This is a genomic window from Mesorhizobium sp. M7A.F.Ca.CA.004.12.1.1, assembly GCF_003997835.1.
In the GTDB taxonomy this organism is placed as follows: domain Bacteria; phylum Pseudomonadota; class Alphaproteobacteria; order Rhizobiales; family Rhizobiaceae; genus Mesorhizobium.
In genome coordinates this window covers 1-4,355 of sequence record NZ_RZRK01000524.1, presented here as the reverse complement: position 1 = coordinate 4,355, position 4,355 = coordinate 1, and the positions used below count along the sequence as shown (strand labels likewise).

Genomic DNA, 4,355 nt, shown 5'->3' with positions numbered 1-4,355 from the left:
TGTCGCCCCAGTAGTCTTCATTGCGAACGAAGCTGGCGCCTTGCTTGGGACGGAAGGATTCGAGCTTGAACGGACCGGTGCCGTTGAAACTCTTCTCGAAATCGCCGGCATAGTCGGCCGGCAGGATGACGGCATTGTAGACGTCTGAGGAGACATAGAAGGGGAAGTTGCTGTTTGGGCCGTCGAGATCGAAGGCGACGGTTTCGTCGTCGACCAGCTTGGCGCCGCCCTTGGACAGGATGCCCTTGTAGGCGGACAGCGCCGACGAGCCGCTGGCCCGATCGACCAGCCGCTCGAAGCTCGCCACAACATCCCTAGCGGTGACCGCGCGGCCATCGTGGAATTTCACCCCTGGCCGCAATTTGAAGGTCCAACGACTGGCCGTCTCGTTTGCTTCCCAGGACAGAGCCAGCTTCGGCTGCAGACCATCCTTCGGATCGTCGAGGATCAGATACTCGCCGACCTGGCTGATCACCCCGATGCTGGCCGGATCGGTGACCGAAACCGGATCGATCGCCTTGGTCGGCTGGCCGAGCCCGACGCGAACCGTGCCGCCGGCAGCAGTCGCGGCGCGCGCGCCTCCAAGCCCTTGGGAAGCGGCAAAGCCGGTCAGGCCGAGCAGTGCGGCGTATTTCAGGAGATCGCGGCGCTTGAGAAAGCCGCCCTGATATTCGTCGACGGCGACATTCCAGATGTCCCCCGACAGATTGCGAACTGCGTCGATATCTCTGAGTTTGGTCATGTTAAACCCTGCCTTGAAATGAAGATTGAAAGCTATGCGACGGGTTCGCCGTCGAGATGGATGCGGTCGACGGCCTGCGGATAGAACGCGATGAGGCCCTTGATCTTGGGCATTTCCTCTATGGGATCCCGGTAGCTCCAGGCGATGTCAGGGCGCACCGAGCCGTCGCTCAGCAGGCCGGACCAATAGGAGGCGATGCCCTTGTAAGGACATCGCGTCGTTGTGACGGACGCCGTCAGCCGCTCCAGCCGGATGTCTTCCGCCGGCAGATAGAAACGCGTTGGCAGATGCGTCTCGAACAGCAGAACCGGGCGGTGGCTGTCGGCGATCGGCTCGCCGTCGAACCAGACCTGCACATGGCTGGAGCTCTGCAGCACATCGATGCGTGCGTAGGGATCGCGGGCGTGGACGAAGACTTCCTCTTCCTCCTCGAACCATTGGTCGACGGCTTTCCAGGTGAAGGCGATGCGGCCGGCCAGAGGCGCCAGGTTTTCATCCGGTGGCGACACGAACGCCCAGGCCGCGTTGGCGCTGCGCCTGTCACCGCTGTCGATATCCCAATAGGCGGTTTCGCCACCGACCGGGTGCGGTTCGCGATGCGGTGAGGGTCTCAGCACCGACGGGTCGACCGCTGACGGCGGGAAGAAATAGATCGGCAGGAAATGGTTGGAGCGCAGCACGAGCACGTTGCGGCTGTCGGCGATGGTGCGGCCGCCGAACTTGACGCGCACGCGCTTGGGGCTGTGCAGGACATTGACGAGCTGCGGCGCGGTGGCTTCGCGCGGCTGCAATCTTGGTGCAACGGTCATGATCGTTCTCCCGGCCTGACGTCAGGACACCGCGCGCGCATTGTCGCGTTGTTCGGCGAAGCGATTGGCTGGCCGCGCCAGGCCGAAGCGGTCGCGCAGCGTTCCCGGCGCGTATTCGGTCGGGAACACGCCGCGCCGCTGCAGCTCCGGAACCACCTGTTCGGCGAAATTCACCCAGTCCTCGGGCAGCAGCGGGAACATCAAGTTGAAGCCGTCGGCGGCACCGGAAACGAACCAGTCCTGCAACTGGTCGGCGATCTGTACCGGCGTGCCGGCGACGGTCGGCACCGAACCGCTGTTGGCGAGTTTGCGGGCGATCTCGCGCAGGCTGAGATTCTGCTTCGCCCATTGCCTGACCCGGTTGAGCGACGTGCGTCCGCCGTTGAACGTGCTCTCGTCCGGCAGCGGCGGCAATGGCCCGTCCGGCGGGAACAGCGACAGGTCCAACCCGCTCCAGCTGGACAGAAGGTCGATGCCGACCTGATCCGGCAGCAAGGTCTGCAGGTATTCCTGCTTTTCCCGGCCTTCTGCTTCGGAGGCGGCGACAACAGGCAGGATGCCGGGCAGGATCTTGAAGCTCTCCGGCCGCCTGCCGTGGCGGGCCAGCCGCTCGTTGATATCCTGACGGTATTTGATGCCATCTTCCTTGGTGCTGTAGATGGCGAAGTGCGCATCGGCCTGGGCGGTGGCGAAGTTCTTGCCGTCCTCCGAGGAGCCCGCCTGGACGATCAGCGGATGGCCCTGCGGCGGCCGCGAGACGTTGAGCGGGCCGCGGACTTTGAAGTGCTTGCCCTTGTGATCGATGGGATGGACCTTGTCGGGGTCGGCGAAATAGCCCGACGCCTTGTCGATCAGCAGCGCCTCGTCTTCCCAGCTGTCCCACAGCGCTTTGACGATATCGAGGAATTCGGCCGCACGCTCGTAGCGGAACGCATGTTCGATATTGCCGTCGCGGCCGAAATTGCGCGCCTCCTCGTCCATCGCCGAGGTGACGACGTTCCACGACGCCCTGCCCTTGCTGATGTGGTCGAGCGAGGCGAACATGCGCGCCACATTGTAGGGCTCGCTGTAGGAACTCGATGCCGTGGTGATCAGGCCGATATGCTTGGTCACGCCCGCCAGCGCCGAGAGCAGCGTCAGCGGTTCGAGGCGGGCATTGGCGTAGTGGGCGACGCCGCTCTTGACCGAATCCCAAATCGAAACGTGGTCGGCGACGAAGATGGTGTCAATCCTGGCGCGCTCGGCCGCCTGCACGAGATCGCGGTAGAATTCGAAGTCCAGCACCTCCCGCCCCGGCGCCCTGGGATGGCGCCAGGACATCCGATGATCGCCCTGCGGGTTGAAGAAGAATGCGCTGAGGATCATGTGGTCTCGAGCCATGACGGCCTCCTTCCAGATCTGCTCCGGAGACCGTCGCGCTGCTTGCCTAAGCCGCGACAATCTCTGCTGATGCGAGAAAGGTAGATTGCGCTCCGGCTTAATCCGAGTAATTTTATAGAGATAATGCACTCCGAAAGCGGAAGCTATTGCCCTCGATGGCGGCGCTGGAAGAAAGTGGTTTCAAGTCCCCATGTCCTCCTCAGTTCTGAACGTAGACCAGCTGTCCGTCGCCTATGACGGGCGCAAGGGATCGCATCCCGCCGTCAGCGGCGTGTCGCTGCACATCCGCGAAGGCGAAGCGCTCGGCTTGGTCGGCGAGTCAGGATCGGGCAAAAGCTCTGTGGCGCTCGCCATCCTGCGTTATCTGCCGAAGAACGCCCGTATCGCGGCCTCAGCGCTTGAATTCCAGGGCCGCGAAATCCGCGACCTTTCCGCCGAGCAGCTCCGCCGGCTCAGGGGAAATCAAATCGCGGCCGTCTACCAGCATCCGGGCGCGGCGCTCAATCCAAGCATGACGATCGGCCGGCAGATCACCGAGACGATCATGCGGCACCGCCCGGTTCGCCTCGACGAGGCGCGCGAGCGTGCGGCCGAACTGCTCGGCCGGGTCCGCGTCAGCCATCCGGAGCGTGTGCTGGATCTCTATCCGCACGAACTCTCCGGCGGCATGCAGCAGCGCGCCAACATCGCCATCGCGATTGCGCTCGACCCGTCGCTGCTGGTGCTGGATGAGCCGACGACGGCGCTCGACGCCAGCGTCCAGTCCGAGATCATCGCCATCCTCTCCGACCTGCGCAAGGATCACAAAACCAGCATCCTGCTGATCAGCCACGACATCAACATGATCCGCCGCTCCTGCGACCGGGTGGCGGTGATGCAGGCGGGAACCGTGGTCGAAAGCGGCGTTGCGGGCGATGTCTTCGACAACCCCTCTCACGCCTACACCAAGGCGCTCATCGCCTCGATCCCGGCGCTCAACTACACCAAGCGGGACGGAAGACTGGCGGAGACGGACGGCGTGCCAGCGCACCCCATAGCCCAAGGCGAAGACGCCGGCTTGCCAAAAGAACGCCGGGTCGCGATCGCCTGCAAAGGCATCAGTCATGCCTTCGGCAGCCAGCCAGTGCTGCACGGCATCGATCTCGACATCGGCCAGGGCGAAACCTTCGGGCTGATAGGCGAGTCCGGTTCGGGCAAGTCGACCCTGGCACGCATCGTCACCGGCCTGCAGATGCCCAATGCCGGATCGGTCGAGCTGTTCGGCAGGACGGTCGCGCCGCGCGTCGAGAAGAGAAACCTTGCCGAACGCCGCGACGTGCAGATGGTCTTCCAGTCGCCGGATCGCACGCTCAACCCGCGCCAGCGGATCGGTCGCATCCTCGGCCGTCCGCTGCGCCGGCTCGCCGGCCTGCGCCGCAGCGAGG

Annotated in this window: 4 protein-coding genes; 1 reads left to right on the top strand and 3 read right to left on the bottom strand. The window is 64.1% G+C overall.

The window, feature by feature from the left end; genetic code table 11:
• From EN984_RS24180 to EN984_RS24170, 3 genes are all read right to left on the bottom strand, one after another.
• Positions 1-742, bottom strand: a 742-nt coding sequence (locus tag EN984_RS24180; protein ID WP_245480107.1) for an ABC transporter substrate-binding protein, incomplete at its 3' end; no start/stop codon positions are given.
• A gap of 32 nt (positions 743-774) precedes the next feature.
• Positions 775-1,551: a DUF427 domain-containing protein gene (locus EN984_RS24175; RefSeq protein ID WP_127269474.1), complete on the bottom strand. Its 777-nt coding sequence runs from the start codon at positions 1,549-1,551 to the stop codon at positions 775-777.
• A gap of 21 nt (positions 1,552-1,572) precedes the next feature.
• Positions 1,573-2,931 (bottom strand): LLM class flavin-dependent oxidoreductase, encoded by a 1,359-nt coding sequence (locus EN984_RS24170; RefSeq protein WP_127269473.1) that lies wholly within the window; start codon positions 2,929-2,931, stop codon positions 1,573-1,575.
• Between the two features lie 190 nt (positions 2,932-3,121).
• Here EN984_RS24170 and EN984_RS24165 point away from each other — a divergent pair.
• Positions 3,122-4,355: ABC transporter ATP-binding protein (locus tag EN984_RS24165; protein WP_164765608.1), on the top strand; the 1,234-nt coding region annotated here is incomplete at its 3' end.